At 66.3% G+C, this 15870-nt stretch carries 17 protein-coding genes; 2 read left to right on the forward strand and 15 right to left on the reverse strand.

Annotation, left to right across the window (positions count from 1 at the left end):
* Positions 1-139 precede the first annotated feature (139 nt).
* From ABFD92_05940 to ABFD92_05985, 10 genes are all read right to left on the reverse strand, one after another.
* A complete protein-coding gene (locus tag ABFD92_05940) occupies positions 140-820 on the reverse strand; it encodes a type II secretion system protein GspJ (protein ID MEN6504060.1) in 681 nt (226 codons plus the stop codon).
* Positions 817-1266, reverse strand: coding sequence for a type II secretion system protein (locus tag ABFD92_05945; protein ID MEN6504061.1), 450 nt, complete (start codon positions 1264-1266; stop codon positions 817-819). The genes ABFD92_05940 and ABFD92_05945 overlap by 4 nt, the downstream gene beginning before the upstream one ends.
* A gap of 32 nt (positions 1267-1298) precedes the next feature.
* Positions 1299-1814: a GspH/FimT family pseudopilin gene (locus ABFD92_05950; protein MEN6504062.1), complete on the reverse strand. Its 516-nt coding sequence runs from the start codon at positions 1812-1814 to the stop codon at positions 1299-1301.
* Entirely contained in the window at positions 1792-2226 is a 435-nt protein-coding gene (gene gspG / locus ABFD92_05955; GenBank protein ID MEN6504063.1) for a type II secretion system major pseudopilin GspG, read from the reverse strand. The genes ABFD92_05950 and gspG overlap by 23 nt, the downstream gene beginning before the upstream one ends.
* Before the next feature lie 9 nt (positions 2227-2235).
* Positions 2236-3507, reverse strand: a complete 1272-nt coding sequence (locus ABFD92_05960; GenBank protein MEN6504064.1) for a type II secretion system F family protein — start codon at positions 3505-3507, stop codon at positions 2236-2238.
* Positions 3507-5243 carry a GspE/PulE family protein gene (locus ABFD92_05965; GenBank protein MEN6504065.1) on the reverse strand — a complete coding sequence of 579 codons (1737 nt, stop codon included), beginning with the start codon at positions 5241-5243 and terminating at the stop codon, positions 3507-3509. Before ABFD92_05965 ends, ABFD92_05960 begins: the two co-directional genes overlap by 1 nt.
* 79 nt (positions 5244-5322) lie before the next feature.
* Positions 5323-5844, reverse strand: coding sequence for a hypothetical protein (locus tag ABFD92_05970; GenBank protein MEN6504066.1), 522 nt, complete (start codon positions 5842-5844; stop codon positions 5323-5325).
* Positions 5845-5882: 38 nt separating this feature from the next.
* The gene (locus ABFD92_05975) at positions 5883-6416 is read right to left on the reverse strand and encodes a hypothetical protein (protein ID MEN6504067.1); all 534 of its coding nucleotides are present in this window, start codon (positions 6414-6416) and stop codon (positions 5883-5885) included.
* A gap of 1 nt (position 6417) precedes the next feature.
* The gene (locus ABFD92_05980; protein ID MEN6504068.1) at positions 6418-6864 is read right to left on the reverse strand and encodes a zf-HC2 domain-containing protein; all 447 of its coding nucleotides are present in this window, start codon (positions 6862-6864) and stop codon (positions 6418-6420) included.
* Between the two features lie 10 nt (positions 6865-6874).
* A complete protein-coding gene (locus ABFD92_05985) occupies positions 6875-7450 on the reverse strand; it encodes a sigma-70 family RNA polymerase sigma factor (protein ID MEN6504069.1) in 576 nt (191 codons plus the stop codon).
* Between the two features lie 161 nt (positions 7451-7611).
* Here ABFD92_05985 and ABFD92_05990 point away from each other — a divergent pair, with 161 nt between their 5' ends.
* On the forward strand, positions 7612-9033 hold the full coding sequence (locus ABFD92_05990) for a hypothetical protein (GenBank protein MEN6504070.1): 1422 nt from the start codon (positions 7612-7614) through the stop codon (positions 9031-9033).
* 20 nt (positions 9034-9053) lie between these two features.
* Entirely contained in the window at positions 9054-9395 is a 342-nt protein-coding gene (locus ABFD92_05995) for a hypothetical protein (protein ID MEN6504071.1), read from the forward strand.
* Positions 9396-9655: 260 nt separating this feature from the next.
* On the opposite strand, the gene ABFD92_06000 is transcribed toward ABFD92_05995, so the two are convergent.
* The 5 genes from ABFD92_06000 to ABFD92_06020 form a co-directional block, all read right to left on the reverse strand.
* Positions 9656-10267 carry a hypothetical protein gene (locus ABFD92_06000; protein ID MEN6504072.1) on the reverse strand — a complete coding sequence of 204 codons (612 nt, stop codon included), beginning with the start codon at positions 10265-10267 and terminating at the stop codon, positions 9656-9658.
* Positions 10264-10902, reverse strand: coding sequence for an ATP-dependent Clp protease proteolytic subunit (locus tag ABFD92_06005; GenBank protein ID MEN6504073.1), 639 nt, complete (start codon positions 10900-10902; stop codon positions 10264-10266). The genes ABFD92_06000 and ABFD92_06005 overlap by 4 nt, the downstream gene beginning before the upstream one ends.
* A 20-nt stretch (positions 10903-10922) precedes the next feature.
* The gene (locus ABFD92_06010) at positions 10923-11528 is read right to left on the reverse strand and encodes an ATP-dependent Clp protease proteolytic subunit (GenBank protein ID MEN6504074.1); all 606 of its coding nucleotides are present in this window, start codon (positions 11526-11528) and stop codon (positions 10923-10925) included.
* Between the two features lie 16 nt (positions 11529-11544).
* Complete coding sequence (gene tig / locus ABFD92_06015) at positions 11545-13065, reverse strand: trigger factor (protein MEN6504075.1); 1521 nt, start codon at positions 13063-13065, stop codon at positions 11545-11547.
* A gap of 426 nt (positions 13066-13491) precedes the next feature.
* Positions 13492-15804: a thioredoxin domain-containing protein gene (locus ABFD92_06020; GenBank protein MEN6504076.1), complete on the reverse strand. Its 2313-nt coding sequence runs from the start codon at positions 15802-15804 to the stop codon at positions 13492-13494.
* Between the last annotated feature and the right edge of the window lie 66 nt (positions 15805-15870).

Below are 15870 nucleotides of genomic sequence, written 5' to 3' on the forward strand. Positions count from 1 at the left end.
GGCGCGAAGGGCCCAAGGCCCGCAGAGCCACGATCTCCGACCGCCGAGAGTACAGGTGCATGCGGGATCGCGCGAAGTCGTGGCTGTCGGGCTTTGCCCTCCCGCCACGGCACCCGGTGCGTCTGTGCCTGCATGGCGTTCATGGGGCGCCTCCCGAGGCCGCGGCGAGGGGCTGCTCCCGCCCGCAGGGCAGCAGCACCGTGCGCGTGAGGCGGCGGGTGGGATCCGTCTGAGCGCCTTCAAGCTCCAGCGTGATTTCGACGGCCTTGGGCAGCAGGTTGCCCATCTCGCTCGAGACCCAGCTCGTCTGCCAGGCCGCTCCGTCATGGTACCGCAGCAGCAGCGACTTGACCTCGCGGCAGATCACTTCTTCCCGGGGCAGGACCTCCGTTTCAGCCAGCAGGTTCGTCGTGATGTATCGGGTGAGGACGGCCGAACTGCTTCCGGGGGGGAGGTCGCAGGCATATTCGATCTTCTTGACGTCGCCGATGCCGGGGGCGGGCGCGATGTCCGTCGCGGCGGCGTAGAACGTCACGCTGTCCAGGCCCGACGAGATGATACCCTCGCTGTCGCCGGCGCCCGTGAAGGACTCCGCCAGGCGCCCGTCGGGCACGCGGGCCGACTGCAGATCTGCCACGATCAGGTCCATCGCGGCGGTCAGCTTGCGGATGGTCTGCGTGGCGCCCTCGGCGCTGCGGCGGGCCTTGAGGGCGACGCCCAGGCAAGTAAACAGCGCCGCGGCCACGAGGATCGTCAGCGTCGAAGCGGCCATCAGCTCCAGCAGCGTGAAGCCCGATCTGTCGCGCCGGGCGGCGGTCATGGCGTCTCCCCCGTTTCGGCGCTGTCCGTCGTTTCGGCGGTCTTCACCAGCGTCGAGAGCGTGATGCTGCGCGGGCGCGACGCGGTAGTCCACGTGACAGTCACATCCAGTTGCCGCAGCGTGCCATCCCAGTCCTGCAGTTGCCCCTGCCAGCGGTAGTCCGGCCGGTCGGGGGCGAAGTCGCCGGCCATCGTCGGCTGCTGCCACTGGTTCTCGGCGAGCAGTTGGGCCATCTTGTCCTGCGCCAGGGCGGTGGCGACCGCCTGCTCGCGGGCGATTCCACCGGCAGACAGGGCGGTGTTGATGCCCATCACCACCGCCGGCAGCATCACCGCCAGCAGGGCGATCGTCGTGAGCAGTTCGACCAGCGTGAAGCCCGGGGCGTAGCGAGTCGTGGCGGTCGGCCTGAAGGCCTCCCGCCATGGCACCGGCACGGCGGATCTCACATTCGAGATCCCGAGTTGCAGATGTGCCGCCGTCATTGCGCCCCCTCCGCCGGTGTGACAACATAAAAACCTTCCGTCGGCGAGTCGCACGTCACCAGGTACAACTCGCCCCCGCGGCCGAGGACTTCGATCGTCTCCACCGCGGACCGGCCGCTGGGCTGGAACTCGACGTAGCTCGCCCCATCGGGTCGCGCGGCCCCGCTGCCGCGAAAGCGGATCGTCACGCCATCAGAGGTGGCGATTCGCGCGCCGGGGTCGCTTTGAGCCTCGACGAACGTGCCGTTTTCGGCAGCGCTGAGCCAGAACTCGCCGGCGGTGCTATCGACATTCACCCGGCACGGTCGCCCGGCGGCGATGGCTTGGCTGCGGGCATATTTCGTCAGCGACAGAAGCTGCGAAGCCGTGTCGGCGGCGCTGCGCGAGGCGGCGAATCCGCGCATGGACGGGGCGACCGCGCCGAGCACGATCGCGATCATCGCCAGCACCAGCACCAGCTCGATCAGGGTAAATGCCCTGACAAGAGCCCTAGTTGGCCGTCCAGTTTCCAATATCGTCCGCCGTGTCAGGCTGCATGTCGGGCCCGCAGGAGAAGACGTCAAAATCCAGCCCGTGAGTGCTGGGGTTGCGGTATTCGTAGACCACGCCCCAGGGATCTATCGGGACTGCGTTGGCGTCAAGACACTTGACCCAACCGTTAAGGTTGCCCGGTTGCTGCACCAGAGCGAGCAGCCCCTCCTGCTGGCTGGGCAGTCTGCCGCAGTTGATTTCGAACGTCTTCAACCCCGTCTTGATGCTGCCGATGGTCGTCTTGGCGGCAGCGATCTGGCCTTTCTGCGTCTGGCCGACAAACCGCGGGACGACGACGGCCGCCAGCAGTCCCAGGATCACCAGCACCAGCATCAGCTCGATCAGCGTGAAGGCCCTGCCCTGCAGCGTGCGTCTCTGTCTGTGCGTATGCATCTCATATCCTCATGGGTTGATGTAATCTGAAAGCGTGAGCATCGGCAGCAGCATGCCGATGACAATGGTTCCGATCAGCGCGGCCATGACGAACAGCATCCCCGGTTCAGCCAGCGCCACGAGCATTCGCAGCTTGCGGTCGAGTTCGCTCTCGTTGGTAGCGGCCAGCCGCAGCAGTTCGTGGTCAAGCCGAGCGCTCTCTTCGGCCACGGCGATCACTTCGACAACCGAGGGCGGAAAGAGCAGCGTGCATGTGCCCAGGCTTCGCGCCAGCGAGGCGCCTCGCTGGACGTCTTCGATCGAGCCGCTGACGGCGTCGCTGAGAATCTGGTTGCCGATGGCCTCGCGAGCGACCTTGAGCGAAGCGATCAGCGGCACGCCCGATTCCAGCAGGGTCCCCAACATGCGGCAGAACCGCACCTGCGCGAACCGCGACAGCACGCCGCCCAGACCCGGGCTCTTGAGCAGCACGCGCTCGTACACCCGCCGGCCGGAAGGGGCTTTGAGCGCGCGGTGGATCAGTACCCCTGCCACCACCGCCACGATCGCCAGCACCAGGCCGTACCGCGTCACCACGTAGCTGCTGATGATGATGCCCCGCGTCAGGGCAGGGAGATTGGGGCTGACGTAGAAGTCGCCCTTGGGGACTTTGGCCGCCGCGGCGTTCTTGTGATCGAACGTGTCGAACAGCGCCGAAAACTTCGGGATAAAGTACGTCAGCAGGAAGATCAGCACGCCCGTGGCCAGCACCGCCAGGACGCTGGGGTAGATCATCGCGCCTTTGACCTTGGCCTTGAGGTCGCGTTCGCGCGTGCGGAAGTCGGCGATCTGGGCCAGCACCACGTCGAGAAACCCTCCGGTCTCGCCGGCGCGGACCATCGCCACCTGAACCGGGGAGAAGGTCCGCGGCCAGTGGCCCATCGCCTCGGCCAGCGACGTGCCCCCCACCACTTCGTCGTGGATGATCTGCCACTGCTTCTTGGCCGCCGGTTGCGAGGCCTCGCGCGCCAGGATGTGCAGCGCCCGGCTCAGCGCCACGCCGCCGGCCAGCAGGTTCGACAACTCGCGGATGAACGCCTCGGCCGCCGCCTGCGGAATGCGCCCGCCGACGGAGGCGTGGGCCTTGGGCGCCGCGGCGGCGGAAGACTGCTCCTCCACCGCCACCGGCGTGAGGCCCTGACGCGTCAGGGTTTCCGAGGCCGCCACTCGCGAGGCGGCCGGAAGGGCGCCGCTGGTGGGCTTTCCGGCAGAATCCAGCGCCGTGTACGTGAAGGTGGGCATCAGGACACAGCCTCGCCGCCCGCGTGAGCGATGCCATTGCCGTTGCCGCCAAAGCCTTCATCCTTGGTGGCCCGGAGCACTTCCTCGGGCGTGGTTCGGCCGCTACGGACCAGGCGCCACCCGTCATGGCGGAGGCTGCGCATGCCTTGCTTTGCGGCCTCCTTGCGGATGTCGCTGGCCGAGGCGCGGTCAAGGATCATCGAGCGGATGCATTCGGTGACGGGCATGAGCTCGAAGATGCCTGTTCGCCCGCGATAGCCCGTGCCTCGGCAGTGGCGACAGCCGGCGCCGTGGTAGAGCACGCCGGCCTTGTCGTCGCCGAAGGCCTCTCGCAGCACCTTGGGGTCTGGGGCGGGGGCTTCCTGGCGGCACTGGGGGCAGATCAGTCGCACCAGGCGTTGGGCGAGCACCATCTCCAGCGACGAGGCAACCAGGTACGGTTCGATGCCCATGTCGACCAGTCGCGTGACGGCCCCGGGGGCGTCGTTGGTATGCAGCGTCGAGAAGACCAGGTGCCCGGTCAGCGAGGCCTGCACGGCGATCTCGGCGGTTTCCTTGTCGCGGATTTCGCCGATGAGGATCACGTCCGGGTCGTGGCGCAGGATCGACCGCAGCCCGCGGGCGAAGGTCAGCCCCGCCTTGGAGGCGACCTGGATCTGGTTGATCCCGTGCAGGTGGTACTCGATGGGGTCTTCGATGGTGATGATCTTGCGCTCGACGTCGTTGATGCGCGAGAGGCCCGCGTAGAGCGTCGTCGTCTTGCCGCTGCCGGTGGGCCCGGTCACCAGCACGATCCCGTGCGGGCGCTCAAGGATCTGCTCCATCTCGCTCTTGTCGCGGCCGTCCATGCCCAGGTGCTCCAGGCCCAGCAGCGTCGTGCCGCGGTCGAGCAGTCGCAGCACGACGGCCTCGCCGTGGAGCATGGGGATGACCGAGACGCGCACGTCCACTTCGCGGGCGGCGACCTTGAGCTTGATTCGCCCGTCCTGGGGCAGGCGCTTTTCGGCGATGTCCAGGTGGCTGAGGATTTTCAGTCGCGAGACGATGGACGGCTGGAACTGCCGCACCTCGGGGGGGATGTTGGCCTCCTGCAGCATGCCGTCGACGCGGTAGCGCACGCGCAGGGCGTGCTCGAAGGGCTCGAAGTGTACGTCCGTCGCCCGCCGATCGATAGCCTCGGCTAGCACCTGGTTGACGAAGGTGATGATCGAGGCGTCTTCGGCCGCTTCGGAAAGGTCGACGTCGTCCTCGTCGCCGGAGTCGACGACCTGGACGCCCTGGTCCTGCGACTCGTTGACCAGCGAGGCCAGCGTGTCGGCCCCGACGCCCAGGAGGCTCTTGAGGCAGCGGTTGATCTCGGAGGCGCTGGCCAGGGCGCCGCGCACGGGGCGCCCGCAGGCCAGGCGCAATTCGTCCAGGCCCGCCGAGTCGAAGACCTTCGCGCAGGCCACCAGCACTTCGCCGCCCTGCTGCTCGATGGGCAGCAGCCCGTGCGTCATCAGGATGCGCGCGGGGAAGCCGGCCAGGAACTCCTTCGACGGCGGCTGGCGCTCCAGGTCGGCCAGCGGCATGGCGAACTCGTCCGCCAGCGCGCGCAGGACGACCTGCTCGTCGGCGCCGCACTTAAGCAGCGCCTCGTCGGGCCAGCAGCCCTGGGCGACAAGCGTCTGGGCCGACTGCAGGGCCTGATCGTCGATGAGGCCCTGGAGTTTCATTCTTGCCAACAGGTCGTTCATGGCGTTTGTTTCTGGTGGCACAGCCTTTCCAGGCTGTGGCCGTTCTCCACTACCGCACAGGCTGGAAAGCCTGTGCCACCTATTCGAGCATTCCCATCGACACGAGCTGGGCCTCTTGGCGCAGCGTCAGGACTTCCTGCAGTTCCTTCTGGGCCTTAGCCAGATCGTCGCGGGCCTTGGCGCGGGCGGCGCGCAGGGCGTCCAGGGCGGTCTTGATCTCCTGGGGTTTGGCGTCGGCGTTCTGCAGAACCTTCTGCAGATCGGCGGAGGCCTTGGCAACGTCGTTCTGGGGTTCGGCGTTGCGGGCATTGTTGTTATTGTCGCCGCCGCGGCGGTTGCCGCGGGTGCGCCCGCCGAATCCCATCGACTGCGCCCTCAGCGCCGTGACCTTCTCAAGCCGCGGCTGAAGGGCCTTCCATTCCTCGTCGTTGGCCACGCCCAGCGACTGCTTGAGGCGGTCGGTGAGCTGCTGGCGGAAGCGCTCCATGCGGGCCTGCCCCTCGTCGGCCGGACGGCTGTCCTGTGACATCACCTCCGCGACGAACCCCAACGCCACCACCGCGCCCAACGCCAGAATCGTCAATCCTTTTCGCGATGCCATGCTCATGCTCCTTTGCTGATGGCCGTGACTGGAAATACTCACTGCTCGCCTTGAACAGCGTTTTGGGTTTGTGTCGCCGCCGTGGCAGGCCGGGAGGCGCTGGTGCGCCGATGCTCCCGGGAGCGGTCCCCGCCGCGCCACTGGCGCGGGTCGCGCTGGCGCATCATCTCTTCATACGTGACCGCCTGCTCGGGCGTGAGGATCTTGCGCGTCTCCTCGACGGCCTTTTCAAACGCCGCCCGGCGCAGGGCCGACTGCTTCTCGATCTGCGCGGCGTAGTCCTTCTGAATCGCGTCGTACTGCTGGCGCTGCGCCGGCGTCAGCAAGGCCACCACCGCTTCGTCTCGCTTGCGGGCCACGTCGCTGCGCCCCGGACTCCGCCGCTCGCCCCGATACCGCAAATCCGTCCAGATCTTGCGCATCTGCTCCTGCTGGGCGGGCGTGAGATTGAGCCGGTTGGTCAGTTCCGAACGGTGGCGCGGGCGCTCCCGCACGATGTTCATCCCCACCAGCACGCCGGCCGCTATCGCCAGCAGGTACGCCACAATCAAAATCAGCTTGATCTTGCTCACGTCAATCCTTTCCCGTCAGGTCTCGCAGGACCCAGGCAGCCGTGGCGTCTTCCGTCGGGGCCTGCGCCGCCTCGGTCGTCGGCGGGGTCAGGGCGTCGGCTTCCCACGCGGCGGGCGTCTCGCCCCGGGCCCCGTTGCCCTGTGCCAGCGCCACCGTGCAGACGACGATAATGCCCGCAGCCGTCGCCGCCAACGCCTGCGCCAAGCGCCGGACGGCCCCGATCTGCGGCAGCGTGTCCACGTGGGCGTGCAGGCGCTCGATCAGTTGCTCCTCGACCGCCGGGGCCTGGACCCCCTGCAGCAGTGCCGTGAGCTGCTGCAGGCGGCCGAGCTGGCGGCTGCACGATTCGCATGCCGCCAGGTGAGCTTCGAAATCGGCTCGCGCCTGGGGCGTCATTTCGCCGTCGTGGTAAGCGCCGGCTCGCTCGCTATGGGGGCATGGGTTCATGGTCTGCACCTCACTGCAAATATTCCTTGAGCAGGTCCTGCAACTGCCGCCGGGCGCGAAACAATCGCGACTCGACCGTTCCCGGCGGAATCTCCAGCACCTGCGAAATTTCCTCGTACGACAGCCCTTCCATCTCCCGCAGCACGATCACCGTGCGGTGGTCGCCGCCGAGGCGCTCGATCGCCGCCTGTACGTCCATCCGCACGTCCGACTGCTCAGAGGCCGCCTCGGTCATCGCAGCGGCCTGGGCGTCCTGCAGCGGCACGACCGCCCGCCGCGTGCGCCGCTGGAGGGCTCGTGCGGCCTGGCGCACCAGGATCCGCGTCAGCCACGTCCGCACCGACGAGCGCTCGCCGAACGAGCCCAGCCCCCGGTGCGCCCCCGATAGCGCCTCCTGAACCGCGTCTTCGGCGTCGCAGGCATTGCCAAGCAACCGCACCGCCAGGCGGTACAGGTAAAGCCCGTGGCGGCTCACCAGTCCGTGAAACGCCGCCATGTCGCCACGGCGGGCCTTGCGGACCAACTCCAAGTCCGTCGGCTGTGCCAGACCATTCTCCGTAATGTGCCAATCTTCATGGCCGCCCATATAGTTGCTTAACGTATCCGATTTCTTCCCCCCGGTTTGACTTTTTTCATGTATTGTTAGCGGCGGAGCTTGCTCCGCGCGGTCTTTCGGAAACCAGACAACCCCTCAAGCAACGTCGGCCGCTAACAAAGCAATACGCTGTGACTTGGAGGCATCCGAACATGGCGAAAGAATCCGTTCTCAAGCACTCCGACGTGGTCTTCATGTACGGCGCCGACGACGAGTCGTATCGCGCCTACGGCACGACGTTTGTCGGCTGGGGCGGGGCCAGCACCCGCAAAGACGTCCGACGCCATCACGCCCTCGGCGTGCAGTGCTCGGGCAGCATGTGGTGCCTGACCGCCGGGGCCGAACTGCTCTACAACCGCCCCGACCTGCGCCAAGCCGTCTCGTGCGACTTCCTGGGCGAGCCCGTCATGCCCCCCTGGCTGTTCGACCACACGTACAAGGACCAGAAGCCTTACTTCGGCTGCACGAACCATCCAACGTTCCGCGCGCTGTGCCGCCAGCGCGTGGCGGAAACCATGTCCGGCGGGGCCGACAGCCTGCACGTCGACGATCATAGCGGCACGGGCGGGTCCGTCTATCATGGCGGAGGCTTCTGCGACCACTGCATGAAGGGCTTCCGCAAGTTCCTCAAGAAACACGCGACGGCGGCCGACTTGCGCGCGGCCGGAGTGAAGCGCGCGGACCTGGACACGTTCGACTATCGCGACATCGTCAAGCGCCACGCCCGCACGCGAAAGCAGTACATCAAGATTCACGCCCGCGTGCCGCTGGACAAGCTGTTCTGGCGGTTCCATTTCGAGTCCGCCGCCGCCCACGTGCGGCAACTTGGCCGCGCCGCCGCTGCGTCGGCCGGGCACGCGGTGCTGCTCTCAGCCAACGCCTGCCTGGATTATCCCTGGCAGGACATGGTGCTGGGCAGCATCACGCACGTGATCGCCGAGCTGGGCCAGCACCCCGCCCTGGGTCCGCGCGGGGCCCTCAAGGCGATCAAGGGCTACGACCTGGCCACGTCGCGCGGCGTCCCGATGGCCGCGACGGGCATGGGCTGGGACTGGACGTTCGTCAAGAATCACCGCACATACGACCTGGTGCGGGTCTGGATCGCCATGGCGTACGCCCACGGCCAGCGGTTCATGTGCCCCCACCCGACGCGCCAGTGGTGCTTCGACAAGAAGATCGGCACGCACTGGTACGCCGCGCCGGTTAAGGAATTCGCCCCGGTTTATCAATTCATCCGCAACAACGCCGACTGTTTTGACGGCCTGGAGGAGATTTCCTCTGCCGCCGTGAAAGCCCCGCCGCAGGTCCACGTGGCGCTCCGCCGCGACGGCAAGACTGGCAGGACGGTCCTGCACGTGATCAATCTGGCGTACGACCGCAACAAGCACCGCTCCAAGCCGCAGAAGAACGTCCGCATCGCCTTGCCGGCGTCGCTGCTGGCACGCGGGCAGTACGAAGTGAAACTGCTGTCATGGGAGAGCTCGGAAAAATCGCTGCCGATCAAATGCCGAGGCGGAAAAGGTTCCATTCTCCTTCCCCAGATAAAGAACTGGGCGATAGTTCTGATCTGCTAGGCCTCGGGACAAGGAAAGCCATGCCTGAAGTACGAAAGCATCCAGTTGTTACACCTGAGCAGGCTACACAAACGCCCTACCCTTACGTCTACGTCAACTATAACGGTACTGTGCGCGAACTGCATAAGGACGAGCGGGAATATCTGGAGCAAGCCTTTTCGCCCTTTGACGGGGGCCGTCCCTATGTGAAAACCAGTTTCGAGGCTAAGGACGGATGCGGCTGCATATCCGGCTTCTGCCATCGATCGGAAATTCCGCCCCACATCGCGATAGGTGACGTCATTCCTCCAATGAGTCTCAAGGGACACCTCGCCACCGCACGAAAGCCTGTCAGGCGAAAACCATGGTGGAAGTTCTGGTAGCAGACTTTTGCTGGTTGCAGCCCGCCGAAGGCTTCTGCAGGATCTTTCGTAGAGAAGAGCTTTCCTATTCTAACAAGCTCAATGATCACCCCTCGTTGTCTCCCAATCCTCCTAATCCCATCAATCTGCGTAATCCCGCTCTCCCCGTCCCCGTCTCTCCGTACTCTCTGTGATCTCTGTGGTAGAGTCTTTTCTCTAACCGGCGGTTCGGGGAAACAACCGCGTCGAGCAAGCTCGACCGCTAACTTTGCGGGCGAGACTTACTTGGGCGGCAGGGTTGCCTTGGCGGTGGTCTGGGCGGTGAATTGTTTTCCGGTCAGGTAGTCGGTGAATGCCACGCGGATGGTGAGGTCGGGGTGCTTGAGCGGGCGGTCTTTGGCCAGCGGGCAGCGGACGCGGTAGAAGTTGGCCATCAGCCCGCTCTTCCACAGCTTGGCCAGTTCGTCCACGTTCCAGTCGCAGCGGCTGACGAGATTCTCCCCCGCCGGCTGGGCCAGGTCGTAGATTTCGACCGTGAGCGATCCGGCGGCCTTGATCTTGTCGCGCTGCTGGTCGAGTGGCGAGATAAAGACGTCGATGGCGTCGTCGCCGGGCTTCTTGTCGGTGTCGACGCCGCCGGTGTAGCGGCCCAGTTCGATGGCGTTGACGTGGTAGATCTTCTCGAGCCGCTTTTCGCCCCCCAGCCCCTGGAGCGTCTGGATCTGCTTTTGCCGCTCGGCGAGGTCGGCCGCGAGCTTCTGGTTCTGGGCCTCGAGCTGCGAGACCTGTTTGGCCAGCGAGTCGGCGTCGGGCGTGGCGGTCACCGTGGCGCTGGGCTGGCACGCCCCCGCCGCGGCTGACATCAACACCGCGATGAGCCATCGCCGGGTCATTTTTCGGTTTCTTTCTTTGCCGGCGGGTCGGGCATGCGCTGCAGCACCTGGTCGACGCAGCCGTAGGCGACGGCTTCTTCGCCGTCGAGCCATTTGTTGCGGTCGCAGTCGCGTTCGACCTTCTCGTACGGTTGGCCGGTGCTGTCGGCGAGGATCTGGTAGAGCTTCTTGCGCAGACGGATGATCTCGCGGGCCTCGATGTCCAGGTCCGTCGCCGGGCCCGTCAGCACGCCGTGCAGCAGGGGCTGGTGAATCAGGACGCGGCTGGAGGGCAGGACGTACCGCTTGCCCTTGGCGCCGGCGGCCAGCAGCACCGCGGCCATGCTGGCGGCCATGCCCACGCAATACGTCGCCACCTGCGGGCGGATGTACTGCATGGTGTCGTAGATGGCCAACCCTGCCGAGACGCTTCCGCCGGGGGAATTAATGTACAGGTTGACGTCGGCGTGAGGGTCTTCGTTGCTCAGGAAGAGCAGTTGGGCGACGATGATGTTGGCCATGCCGTCGTCGATCTCGCCGCCGGCGAAGACGACGCGGTCGCTGAGCAGGCGGCTGAAGATATCGTACGCACGTTCGCCGCGGCCGGTCTTTTCGATGACGATGGGAACCAGGTTCTGATTGACTGGCGCTGCCATGTTGGAGTCCCTTCTCGTTCTCATTTTTTGCGGCTTTGCGCCTGCTGGAGAATCTCGTCGACGATGCCGTACTGGACGGCTTCAGCCGGGCTGAGGTACCGGTCGCGTTCGGTCTCTTCGGAAATCAGGGCCACGTCGCGTCCGGTGTGCTTGGCCATCAGCTCGGTGAGGAGCTTTTTGGCCTTGAGGATTTCCTCGGCCTGGATCTGGATGTCGGCGGCCTGTCCGGTCACGCCGCCCCAGGGCTGGTGGATCATGACCTTGCTGTGGGGCAGGGCGTAGCGTTTGCCCTTGGCGCCGGCGGCGAGGATCATGGCCGCCCCGCTGGCGGCCTGCCCGACGCAGTAGGTGGCCACGTCGCAGTTCATGAACTGCATGGTGTCGTAGATAGCCAGGGTGTCGTCGACGGAGCCGCCGGGGGAATTAATGTACAGGTTGATGTCGCGGTCGGGGTGCTTGGCCATCAGTTCCAGCAGGCGCATGATAAGCCCGCCGGCGCTGTTGGGGTTGATCTCGCCCCAGAGGAACACGATGCGTTCTTCGGCCAGGCGCTCTTCGAGCGTCATTTCGCGGCGGCCTTCGTAGTCGCGGTAGGCGCCGCGGGGGGTAAAGATCGGACGGCTCATGGCGATCTCCTGGGGGCTACTTCTTGCCCTTCTTGGCGGACTTTTTTGCGGCGGGCTTTTGGCCCTCTTCCTTGGCGGGCTTTTCAGCGGCCTCGGCGGCGGTCTCCGGCTCGGCCTCTTTGGCGGGCTTGGCCTTTTTGGCGACCTTGCGGGCCTTGGGCTTTTCCGGCGCGGGGGCGGCCTCTTCGGTAACCGTTGCCTGCTCGAGAATCATCTGGAGCACTTTCTCCTCCCGCAGCGACGACTCGATCTGCCCCAGCGAGCCGTTTTCGGCCAGTTCGTGGCGCATGCGTTCGGGGCGTTTGCCCGCCTGGGCGGCCATCTGGGCGATCCGGGCGTTGACTTCGCCCTCATCGACCTCGATCTTCTCCGCCTCGGCAATTTTATCGGTGATGAACGACAGTTTCAGCATGGTCTTGGCTTCTTCGCCGGCGGCGGCCTGCATCTCGGTCAGATGCTCGTCGATCTTTTCCTTGGGCACTCCCTGGTAGAGCAGGTCGACGTAGCGTCGCTGCAGGACGCTGTAGGTCTGGCGATGGACGAGCCCCTCGGGCAGGTCGAAGCTGGTCTTTTCCAGCAGGTAGTTGCTGATCTGCTCGCGCATGTTCTGCTGGGTCTGCTGGGCGAGGCGCTGCGTCAGGCGGGTGGTGGTGAAGTCGCGCAGCTCCTGGAGCGACTCGAACCCGGCGCTCTTGGCGAACTCCTCGTCGATCTCCGGAAGCACGCGCGTGCGCACTTCGGAAATCGTCACCTTCACCGTCAGGTCCTTGCCCCGCCAGGCCTCGTTGGGATGCGCCTCGGGAACCTTCACGCTCACCTCGACGCTGTCACCGGCCTTGGCGCCTTCGAGCTTGTCGCCCAGGTCGACCAGGGGCAGACCCTCGATCTGGGCCGGCGCCACGCGCAGGTGCAGACCGGGTCGCTCGGTGGCCTCGATGCCTTCGCCGCTGATGACCGCCCCGGCGATGACCACGTCGCCCTTTTCGGCGGCGTCTTCAGCCGTCTCGAACGTGGCGCGGCTCTCGACGATCTGCTGAAGGTATTCATCCACGCGGTCGTCGTTGACCTCGTAGACGTGCTTGGTGACGGCGATGCCCTTGGTTTCGGGCAATTCGAACTGCGGGGCGATCTCGATCTGGAAGTCGTAGGTCATGTCGCCGCTGTCGGGCAGTTCGATCTTCTCCAGGTCCAGGTCCGGCTCGCCGATGGTCTTGAGTTCGGCCTTTTCCAGCGCCGCCGTCAGCGAGTCGCCGATGATGGCGTTGCGGACGTCCTGCCCGACTTCCTTGCCGAATCGCTTCTCGATCAGCCGCCGCGGGGCGTGGCCGACGCGGAAGCCCGGCACCTGGGCCGAGGTGCTCAGTTCGCCAAAGACTTCGTCGTACTTGGCGTCGATGCGCGCCCGGGGCACCGTGACGAGGACTTTCTTCTTCAGGGTTCCGGCGTCTTCCACCGCGACGGTCACTTCAGGCAGGTCGCTCTTTGCCGGTTCTTCCGTTGCGGGGGTCTGTTCGTTCACGTTGCTCTCGTCGGCCATGGGATTTCTCTTTCCGCGTTACGCGCCGCCCATGCCACCGCGCTACGCAGCGCAGCAGCGCACCGGCGGCGCTACCGTCACAAACCCAGGCAAACTCCCGGGCTCATGCCAAGCGCGGCATTGTCACGAAAAATGATCCCCGCGTCAAGCAGTAGCATGGCCTTCTTCCCGTAGCATGGGCGTCTCTGCCGTAGCATGGGCGTCTCGCCCATGAGTAGCACGGGCGTCCCGCCCGTGTCCCCGTCGTGGCATGGGCGTCCCGCCCATGCTCCCCGACCGTGTCGCGGACGTCTCGCCCGCGCGTGTCGCGGGCGTCCCGCCCGCGATCCCCGACTTCAGCGGTCAGGGACACGCACAACGGAGTTGTGCGTGGCACCCGTCCCGCCCATGCTTGCTTCCCCCCCCCCCACGGGCAAGACGCCCGTGCTACTGCTTCAGTTGTTCCAGCCGCTGGCACAACTCCTCGACGCTCTTTGCCGGAGGCAAACACGAGCCGGCCCGGCAAACATATGCCGCCGGACCTTCCGCAGCTTTCACCCCCAACCGCTCCAGCGATGCGGCCTGGCCGGGGTCCACCGACAGCACCAGGTCGCCGGGAACATAGGCTCTTCGCGCCGCCGCCAGCAACTCGCCTGTTCTGGCGTCATCCACCGCCCCGACGACAGTAATCGTCCGCGGGCCGTTGAGGTGCTGATCGACCGCCTGGGCGTAGCCGGCCAGAAACGTGCCAAAGCCTCGCTGCGCCCGTCCGGCAAAGCTGCCCAGCGCCGCGGCGCCGGCCTGCGAATACTCCTGCCGCCCCGTCAGGCGCCCCAGGTCGATCATTGCCTGGGCGGCCACCGAAGCGGCGCTGCGGACCGGGGCGTCTTCCCACGCCCGCTGCGGCGCCACTGCCGCCGGGGACGGCTGGCTCACCGCCGGCGCGCTGAGCAGCCCCCCGTCCTGGGCTGTCAATTCCTTCATGATGTACTGAGCGGCCCGCTGTGCGGCGTCGAGGTATCGCTCGCTGGCGGTAGCGGCATAGGCGCCGATCAGCGCCCGGAGCATCCAGGCCTGGTCCTCCAGCCGCCCGACGCCCTGCAGCCCCTCGTGGTTGCGGAAGTGTCCGAAGACGCCTCGCTCGTCGCGGTGCGTCTCCAGCAGTGCGTCCAGCGCCGCCAAGGCGGTCCGGCGCGGCTCGGTCAGCCCCAGCCGCGCCGCCGCGTGCAGGTGCGCGTCGATCAACATGCCGTTGATGTCGGCGAAGATCGTCTTGTCGATCGCCGGCGCTCGCCGCTGGCGGCGGACGATCTGCAGGGCCGCCTTGCCCTGGGCCACCAGCTCGCGCAGTTCTGCCGCGTCGCGTTGCGTCAGGCGGGCGAACTGATCGAGGGTTCGGGGCTCATGGAGAACGTTGCGGCCGGGTCGGGTATGTACGTCGCCGACTTCGTCCACGTCATACCAGGCGATGATCGTGTCCGCCTGCACCGGCTGGGGCCCGATCGCCTCGTGAATTTCGTCAATGGTCCAGGTGAAGAAGTCACCGTCGTCACCGTCAAGATCGGCGTCCTGGCTGGCGTAGAACCCCGCGACTGCCCCCGTAGCACGGGCATCTTGCCCGTGAGTCGCACGGGCGTCTCGCCCATGCTCTTGCTGTGTAGCACGGGCATCTCGCCCATGCTCTTGCTGTGTGGCATGGGCGTCCCGCCCATGCATCCCTGAACCTGAACGGTCAGGGACACGCACAACGGAGTTGTGCGTGGCACCCGTCGCGCCCATGTTCTTTCCCTCCACGGGCGGGACGCCCGTGGTACTCATGGGCGAGACGCCCATGCTACTATGCTCCCCCGACTCCTGCCAAGCCGTCAGATCCTCCGCCACCCACCCCAGCGTCTCGCGCACCACGCGGGCAAAGTCCTCGCGGCCGGTCAGAGCGTACGCATCGGCATAGACCCGCAGCAGGGCCGCATTGTCGTAGCCCATCTTCTCGAAGTGCGGCACGTGCCAACGTTCATCGACGCTGTAGCGGTGGAACCCCCCGCCGAGCTGGTCGTACACGCCGCCGCGGGCCATCATCGTCAGCGTCCGCTCGACCATCTCCTGCGCCGGATCGTCGCCCGCCCACGCCCGCGCCATCAGCAGCTCCAGCGCCGAGGCCACGAAGAACTTCGGCGCGTCGCCGAACCCTCCATGCCGCGGGTCGTAGCTGTCCTTGATGCCTTCGACGATCTCGTCGACGATCTCGCCGTCGAGCGGGCCCGGGCGGCTGTACGCGTCGTTGAGCTGCTCGATGGTGTACTCGGTAGTCTGTTGCCCGGCCTGGGCAAGCTGCTGACGATTGGCCCGCCAGTACTCGTCAAGCTTTTGCAGCACGTCCACCAGGCCCGCCCCGATCCCGCGATCGCCCGCGCGCGGGGGCAGGAAGGTGGCCTTGAACAGCGCGTGCCCTTCCGGCGTCACCAGCACCGTCAGCGGCCAGCCGGCGCCGGATGATCGCAGGATGGGGTTGGCCCGCTGAAAGTGCGCGTCGACGTCGGGCAGGCGGTCGCGGTCGATCCGAACGGGGATGAACCGCTCGTTGACCAGTTCGATGACCTGTCCGTCCTCGTACGTTTCGCGGTCCATGACATGGCACCAGTGGCACCAGGTGGCCCCGCTGTCGAGCAGGATCAGCTTTCCCTCGCGCGAGGCGCGCTCGAACGCCTCGGGTCCCCAGGGCAGCCATTGAATTTCCGTTGTGGTGGTCGTGTGGGAGGTCATGATGAATCTTAGGCTGCCCCCCGGCCCAAGATGCTGACCCTCTCATTCCCTCAGCGGCAAGCGGGG

The sequence above is a fragment of the Planctomycetaceae bacterium genome (assembly GCA_039680605.1).
GTDB lineage: Bacteria > Planctomycetota > Phycisphaerae > SM23-33 > SM23-33 > JAJFUU01.

Excerpts from the sequence above, each read along its gene's own strand:
- ABFD92_05940 (MEN6504060.1), bottom strand. The coding sequence starts at position 820 with ATGACCGCCGCCCGGCGCGACAGATCGGGCTTCACGCTGCTGGAGCTG.
- gspG (MEN6504063.1), bottom strand. The coding sequence starts at position 2,226 with ATGCATACGCACAGACAGAGACGCACGCTGCAGGGCAGGGCCTTCACG.
- ABFD92_05960 (MEN6504064.1), bottom strand. The coding sequence starts at position 3,507 with ATGCCCACCTTCACGTACACGGCGCTGGATTCTGCCGGAAAGCCCACC.
- ABFD92_05965 (MEN6504065.1), bottom strand. The coding sequence starts at position 5,243 with ATGAACGACCTGTTGGCAAGAATGAAACTCCAGGGCCTCATCGACGAT.
- ABFD92_05970 (MEN6504066.1), bottom strand. The coding sequence starts at position 5,844 with ATGGCATCGCGAAAAGGATTGACGATTCTGGCGTTGGGCGCGGTGGTG.
- ABFD92_05980 (MEN6504068.1), bottom strand. The coding sequence starts at position 6,864 with ATGAACCCATGCCCCCATAGCGAGCGAGCCGGCGCTTACCACGACGGC.
- ABFD92_05985 (MEN6504069.1), bottom strand. The coding sequence starts at position 7,450 with ATGGGCGGCCATGAAGATTGGCACATTACGGAGAATGGTCTGGCACAG.
- ABFD92_05990 (MEN6504070.1), top strand. The coding sequence starts at position 7,612 with ATGGCGAAAGAATCCGTTCTCAAGCACTCCGACGTGGTCTTCATGTAC.
- ABFD92_05995 (MEN6504071.1), top strand. The coding sequence starts at position 9,054 with ATGCCTGAAGTACGAAAGCATCCAGTTGTTACACCTGAGCAGGCTACA.
- ABFD92_06000 (MEN6504072.1), bottom strand. The coding sequence starts at position 10,267 with ATGACCCGGCGATGGCTCATCGCGGTGTTGATGTCAGCCGCGGCGGGG.
- ABFD92_06005 (MEN6504073.1), bottom strand. The coding sequence starts at position 10,902 with ATGGCAGCGCCAGTCAATCAGAACCTGGTTCCCATCGTCATCGAAAAG.
- ABFD92_06010 (MEN6504074.1), bottom strand. The coding sequence starts at position 11,528 with ATGAGCCGTCCGATCTTTACCCCCCGCGGCGCCTACCGCGACTACGAA.
- tig (MEN6504075.1), bottom strand. The coding sequence starts at position 13,065 with ATGGCCGACGAGAGCAACGTGAACGAACAGACCCCCGCAACGGAAGAA.
- ABFD92_06020 (MEN6504076.1), bottom strand. The coding sequence starts at position 15,804 with ATGACCTCCCACACGACCACCACAACGGAAATTCAATGGCTGCCCTGG.